Annotated in this window: 6 protein-coding genes; all 6 read left to right on the forward strand. The window is 70.7% G+C overall.

Features of this window, described 5'->3' with window-relative positions:
* Positions 1-182 precede the first annotated feature (182 nt).
* Positions 183-1,436, forward strand: coding sequence for a helix-turn-helix domain-containing protein (locus AC13HU_RS31415; RefSeq protein ID WP_483045372.1), 1,254 nt, complete (start codon positions 183-185; stop codon positions 1,434-1,436).
* Between the two features lie 278 nt (positions 1,437-1,714).
* Positions 1,715-1,969 carry a hypothetical protein gene (locus tag AC13HU_RS31420; protein ID WP_483045373.1) on the forward strand — a complete coding sequence of 85 codons (255 nt, stop codon included), beginning with the start codon at positions 1,715-1,717 and terminating at the stop codon, positions 1,967-1,969.
* Positions 1,966-2,280 (forward strand): ATP-binding protein, encoded by a 315-nt coding sequence (locus AC13HU_RS31425; protein WP_483045374.1) that lies wholly within the window; start codon positions 1,966-1,968, stop codon positions 2,278-2,280. Before AC13HU_RS31420 ends, AC13HU_RS31425 begins: the two co-directional genes overlap by 4 nt.
* Positions 2,277-2,402, forward strand: a complete 126-nt coding sequence (locus AC13HU_RS31430) for a hypothetical protein (protein WP_483045375.1) — start codon at positions 2,277-2,279, stop codon at positions 2,400-2,402. The genes AC13HU_RS31425 and AC13HU_RS31430 overlap by 4 nt, the downstream gene beginning before the upstream one ends.
* Before the next feature lie 479 nt (positions 2,403-2,881).
* Positions 2,882-3,703, forward strand: coding sequence for a dimethylargininase (ddaH, locus tag AC13HU_RS31435; protein ID WP_483045376.1), 822 nt, complete (start codon positions 2,882-2,884; stop codon positions 3,701-3,703).
* Positions 3,704-3,865: 162 nt separating this feature from the next.
* On the forward strand, positions 3,866-5,278 hold a 1,413-nt coding region (locus tag AC13HU_RS31440), incomplete at its 3' end, for a phytoene desaturase family protein (RefSeq protein ID WP_483045377.1).

Raw genomic sequence — 5,278 nt, forward strand, 5'->3', positions numbered from 1 at the left:
GGAAGACGGAGCGGGCAAGCGTACGGCCCCCTGACGTTGCCCGGCCCCCACCCGGGCAGGACACCGGCCCAACACCCTCCGGCCGGCCGCAGACCCACACCGCACCACCCACGTTGCGTGGCCTTTTGCCCGTGGTTGCCCCTGCCCAACGGCCGTACTGTGCAGGGTGAAAGGGGGTCGCCATGACCGCAGATCTCGGTGCCAACGTCCGCAAGTACCGGCGTATGGCCGGACTCAGCAAGGAACAGCTTGCCGACGAAGCCGAACTGTCCACCGGCACCATCCAAAAAGTCGAACAGGGCGGCAGCGTCCGTATCGAAACCCTCCACACCATCGCCCGTGCTCTGGGCATCAGGACCGCCCAGCTTCTCGCCGAGGACCCGCCCAATCCGCAACGGCACGTCCCTGGCGAACGCCTGAGCCTCCAATCCCTGCGTATCGCCCTGACGCCACCTCTCGCCCTGACCCTCACGACGGATTCCCGCATCCCATCGGCCGACGACGAACCCAGCCTGCGCCATCTGAAGCGCAGGACGCAGGATGCCGCCCTGCTCTACCCGGCCGGACGGTACGAAAGTCTCGCCGCCGTCCTGCCCGGCCTGATCCGCGACGCCGACGCCGCCGTCACCTACTACAGCGATGGTGAGGAACGTCAGCACGCGCTGCTGGCCCGCGCGGAAGTGCTGGGCCTGACCGGCCGGTACCTCACCCAGGTCCGCCAGTTCGACATCGCGCACGCCGCGATCCGCGGCGCGATCGCCGACGCACGCGAGGCCGACCATCCTCCTGCCGTCGCCGCCCGGGTGCGGGGCCTGTGCTTTGTGCTGCTGCGGACCGCCCGGTTCGACGAAGCCGAGGACGCCGCCGTCCGGGCCATGGACCTGGTAGAGCCCAAACTCATGAACTCCGAACCTGGCCAATACGCCGTGTGGGGTGCTGTTGCGATGGAGGCCGCCGCAGCAGCTGTCCGCAACAACCGGCCCCAGGAAGCCAAGGAGTACCGCCGGGCGGTGTCCGTTGCCGCTGCCTCCATCGGACACCAACACGGATACGAACCGTCCGGACCAGCCACCTTCGGGCCGGTCACGGCCGCCATGAAGTCCGTTGAAGACGCGATGATCATTGGGGACGCCCGCACCGTTGTGCGCAGGGCCGAGGACGACGAAGCCCTCTCCCCGAAGGCGTGGAAGCGACTGGGCACACCCGGCAAGAACGACCGTAAACGGTTCGCCCTGGACGTGCCCCGCGCTTACGCCCGCACCGGCGACACGACGCGCGCGGGAGAAGACCTGCACCGCCTCTACCGCACAGCGCCCGGATGGCTGCTCCACCAGAAGGCAGCCGTCGACGCATGGCAGGAGATCGCCGCCAAGCGCAAGCGCAGCCTCCCCACCGAGATGCGCGAAGTAGGCCGCCACCTGGGCATCATCGGCTGACTACAACGCAGCGTGGCCGTTCATGACGCCACATCGGGAAAGCCGATCCCGCGTAGGTCCCACTCTCCCCGACCCCCTCTTACGGTGTGCACACGTTGAACCGCACAGCGTGAGAGGAACGGTGATGGCACACCGTACAGAAGCAGAGCACCAGCGCCGCCGCGACCTCGCCGACGCGGCAGCCGGGATCGCGCTTACTGCCCTGGACCGGGGAGAAGGGGCAGCCCGCCTACCTGAGCAGCGATCAGCCGGGACCGCTGTGGAAGCCGGCCGACCAGATGGAGGCCGTCCGGCTCGGCCTTGCCGGAGAACTCCTGGGACACGTCCGGGCCGTACTGACCGGGCCCGAGGCGTCGCCCCAGGAACTGTGTTTCCTCATCGCCCGCCTGACCGAGGCCCTTCTTGACGCCCTGCGCGTCGCACAAAGCCGAGGCGCCCGCCTGTCGCCCCCCGCGCCCACCACCGACAGCCCGGATGAACTCACCGAAGCCGCACAGAACTTCTCGACGTTCCGGCCGAGGAATACCCAGTGATCAGCCAGCCACATGAGCCGGTTCCGAAGAACGTAGTTCCGCGAGTAGCTTGCGAGCTTGTCGCCAACGCAGCCCAGCACACCAACGGCCGCAACATTCGAGTGAAGATCGAGCGGCCCGCGCTCACCACCGTGCGGATCAGCGTCGTGGACCGCTCGCACGCCCTCCCGCAACTCCGGGTGCCCAGCTTCGACGACGAACGGGGGCGCGGTCTGGCCCTCGTGGACCGCTTGACCGAGAGCTGGGGTGCTGGTCGCTTGCCATTCGGCAAACGGGTGTGGGGCGTTCTCACTTATGGGGTGCCCCAGTGATCCGTAAGTGGGGTCTGGTCCTGCTGATGGGCTGGGCCGGAATCGTCGTGCTGGTCGGCCTCGCCGTGCTGTGCGGGGTCGAGATCGGGATGGTCATCGCGGGCGATCCGTACCGTCCTTGATTCGTGGACTTCCCGTTGCGGCGCCGTCGTGGTCCAAGTTCGCTGTGTGGAGAGCCGGTTCGGCTCCCTTGAACGCCCGCTCTGGTCGCGTCGAGTCCTGGCAAGGCCCCGTCTTCCCACGGTGGAGCGGGGTGGGCTCACCGGTTTGGTCGCCCGTGGCCGGGGCGGGTCCCCTTTTTCAGATTGCACCACGTAGGACGTGAGGAGGAGCGGCGGTATGTCAGTTCGCGCGCAATGCCGGACTGCCCGGCCGGGCGTGAAGTGGACTGCCCGTGCGGCGAGTTCGAGGGGCACCCGCGCGCAACCACCGACCGGGAGGTGGTCCCTCAACCGACAGAACGGGGCACCCCGGAGGGTCAGGGGCACCCAAATGAGCGCACAATGCACTCGTAAGACCACGCGTCCTCCCCCGGGCCGACCGTCCGGCGGGAGGGCGCTCGTGCAAGTCAGGCACTCACCCATCCCCCGAGGAGCCCCCATTGCGCATCGCGACGCCCCGCCGGTATCTGATGTGCCCACCGGCGCACTACCGAGTGACGTACAGCATCAACCCCTGGATGGACCCGACGAAACCGGTGGACGCGGCGCTCGCCCTGTTCCAGTGGGAGGACCTGCGCGACCGCTACCGCGCGCTCGGCCACACCGTGGAGGTGCTCGACGCGCTGCCCGGCCTGCCCGACATGGTCTTCGCCGCGAACGGCGCGACCGTGGTGGACGGCCGGGTGATGGGCGCGAGGTTCGCCAACCCGGAGCGGGCCGCCGAGGCCCCGGCGCACCTGGCCTGGTTCCGCGCCCACGGCTACCCCGACATCCATGAGCCGGACCACGTCAACGAAGGCGAGGGCGACTTCGCGGTGACCTCCTCCTGGCTGCTGGCCGGGCAGGGCTTCCGCAGCAGCCCGCTCGCGCACGACGAGGCGCGGGAGTTCTTCCGCCGCCCGGTGATCAGCCTCGAACTCACCGACCCCCGCTACTACCACCTCGACACCGCGCTGGCGGTGCTCGACGACGCGGCCGACGAGATCATGTACTACCCGGGCGCGTTCACCCCGGGCAGCCGTGCCGTCCTTCGACGCCTCTTCCCCGACGCCCTCCTGGCCACGGAGGAGGACGCCGCGGTCCTCGGGCTCAACGCGGTCGGCGACGGCCGCAACGTCCTGCTGCCGCGCGCCGCCAAGGGACTGCACGAACCGCTGCGCAGCCGCGGCTTCGTGCCCGTCCCGGTCGACATGTCGGAGTTCCACAAGGCCGGTGGCAGCGTCAAGTGCTGCACGATGGAGCTGCGCCCGCCGACGGACTGAACGGTGCCGGGCCCCCGGGCCCGGCACGCAGGGCAACGACCGCGACGCCCCCGCGCGCCCGGACCACCGCGGCTCCTTCCGCGCAACCACCCACCGGAAGGTGGTCCCGGAACCGACAGGACGGGGCAGCCGGGCGGGTCAGGGGCACCGTAAAGTGCGGGGATGGACGTTTGGAGCGATGCCCGGCACGACGCGGTGATCGTAGGCGGCGGCCACAACGGCTTGGTGGCGGCCGCCTACCTCGCGAAGGCCGGCCGCAGCGTAGTGGTGCTGGAGCGCCTCCCGGCAACGGGCGGCGCCGCGGTGTCGACGCGGGCGTTCACCGGGGTGGACGCCCGCCTCTCCCGCTACTCGTACCTGGTCAGCCTGTTGCCACGGAAAATCGTCGACGAGCTGGGCCTGCGCTTCGCGGTGCGCCGCCGCCGCATCTCGTCGTACACCCCGCACGGCGACACCGGGTTGCTGGTGGACGCGGAGGACACCGCGCGCACCCGGGAACAGTTCGCGCGTCTGACCGGCTCGGAGCGGGACTTCGACGCGTGGCAGCGCTTCTACGCGATGACCGGGCACGTCGCACGGCAGGTCTTCCCGACGCTGACCGAACCGCTGCCGACCCGCGCGGAGCTGGAACGCAGGGTCGGCGACCCGGCCGCGTGGGAGGCGCTGTTCGAACGGCCGCTCGGCGAGACCGTGGAGGCGGCGTTCACCGACGACGTGGTGCGCGGCGTGGTCCTCACCGACGCGCTGATCGGCACGTTCAGCCACGCCCACGACCCGTCGCTGCGCCAGAACCGCTGCTTCCTCTACCACGTGATCGGCGGCGGCACCGGTGACTGGGACGTGCCGATCGGCGGGATGGGCGCGTTCACGGACGCGCTCGCGACCGCCGCCCGTTCGGCGGGCGCGCGGATCGTGACCGGCGCGGAGGTGACCGCGATCGCGACGGACGGCAAGGTCGCGGAGGTGACGTACGAGGACGGCGAGAGCGGCCGGACCCGTACGGTCGCGGCCCGCGACGTGCTGGTCAACGCCTCCCCGGACACGCTCGCCGGGCTGCTGGGCACCGCGCGGCCACCCCGGCCGGAGGGCGCGCAACTCAAGGTGAACATGCTGCTGCGCCGCCTGCCGCGGCTGCGGGACCGTTCGGTGAACCCCGACGAAGCGTTCGCGGGCACCTTCCATGTCGCCGAGGGGTACGGCCAGTTGCAGAGGGCGTACGAGCAGGCGGCCGCCGGGCGGGTGCCGGACGCGCCGCCGTCGGAGATCTACTGCCACTCCCTGACCGACCCGTCGATCCTCTCCCCCGAGCTGGCCGCGACGGGCGCGCACACGCTCACCCTCTTCGGGCTGCACGCGCCCGCCCGGCTCTTCGCGGCCGACCCGGAGGGCACCAAGCGGGAGTTGCTGGCGGCGACGCTGGCCCAGCTCGACGCGGTGCTCGCCGAGCCGCTGGCGGACTGCCTGGCCACCGACGCCGACGGGCGGCCGTGCCTGGAGGCGAAGTCGCCGGTCGACCTGGAGCGGGAGGTGGGGCTGCCGGGCGGCCACATCTTCCACCGCGACCTGTCCTGGCCG

This window comes from Streptomyces sp. NH27 (assembly GCF_056859195.1).